This is a genomic window from Cytobacillus sp. IB215665 (assembly GCF_033963835.1).
GTDB lineage: Bacteria > Bacillota > Bacilli > Bacillales > SM2101 > Nanhaiella.
The window spans coordinates 1-1,289 of sequence record NZ_JAXBME010000043.1; the positions used below are offsets into that span (position 1 = coordinate 1).

Here is a 1,289-nt window from a genome sequence, read left to right on the forward strand (position 1 = left end):
AATAAACTCGGCTACGGTGTACAGACTGAGAAGGTAGATCTTGATATATACGGCATGACATGTGCTGCCTGCTCCACAAGAATTGAAAAAGTAGTAAATAACATGGACGGTATTGAAGCTGCAACGGTTAATTTGACAACTGAATCAGCGGCGTTATCGTTTCAACCAGGGTTAGTTAGTGTTGATGACGTTATTGGCAAAATTCAAAAGCTCGGCTATGATGCCAAAGTGAAGGAAACAAGAGAAGAAAAGGCATCTCATAAAGAGGAAGAAATTAGGGAAAAGAAAACGAAACTATTCATTTCTATATTATTATCGTTACCACTTCTTTACTCGATGGTCGGTCATGCTCCGTGGGATCTTGGGATACCGATGCCATCATTTATTATGAACCCTTGGTTCCAATTTTTACTTGCTACACCAGTTCAGTTTTACGTCGGTTGGCAGTTTTACGTAGGTGCTTATAAATCACTTAGAAATAAAAGTGCGAATATGGATGTTCTTGTGGCGCTTGGAACGTCAGCTGCTTATTTTTATAGCGTAGTTGAAGCATTAAGAACGCTAGGTAATCCACAGTATATGCCGCATTTATACTTTGAAACGAGTGCAGTTCTCATTACACTCATCTTAGTCGGTAAACTATTTGAGTCATTAGCAAAAGGTAGAACGACGGAAGCCATTTCAAAATTGTTGAATTTACAAGCGAAAGAAGCGACTGTCATAAGAAATGGCGTTGAAACGAAGGTTCCGATTGAGCAAGTTGTCGTTAACGATGTCATTATCGTAAAGCCTGGTGAAAAAATCCCTGTTGATGGGGAAGTCATTGCTGGACGATCTTCAATTGATGAATCAATGATTACTGGTGAATCAATTCCAGTCGATAAAACTGAAGGAGATCGTGTGATTGGTGCTACGATTAATAAGAATGGTACGATTCAAATGAAGGCGACAAAAGTAGGAAAAGATACGGCGCTTGCAAGTATCATTCGTGTCGTGGAAGAAGCACAAGGATCAAAAGCTCCAATTCAAAGAATGGCAGATATTATTTCTGGCTACTTTGTGCCAATCGTCGTTGGCATAGCGCTCGTCACCTTTTTAGTATGGATCATGGTTGTTGCTCCAGGGGATGTTCCGCAAGCAATTGAGGTAGCGATTGCCGTTCTAGTTATCGCTTGCCCATGTGCATTAGGGTTAGCTACCCCTACTTCAATTATGGTTGGAACAGGTAAAGGAGCCGAAAATGGCATCTTATTTAAAGGTGGAGAGCATTTAGAAATTGCTCATAAAAT

The 1,289-nt window shown here is 40.4% G+C and carries 1 protein-coding gene; it reads left to right on the forward strand.

Going from position 1 to position 1,289, the window contains the following annotated elements; genetic code table 11:
- Nucleotides 1-1,289: heavy metal translocating P-type ATPase (locus SLH52_RS23200; protein ID WP_320211558.1), on the forward strand; the 1,289-nt coding region annotated here is incomplete at both ends.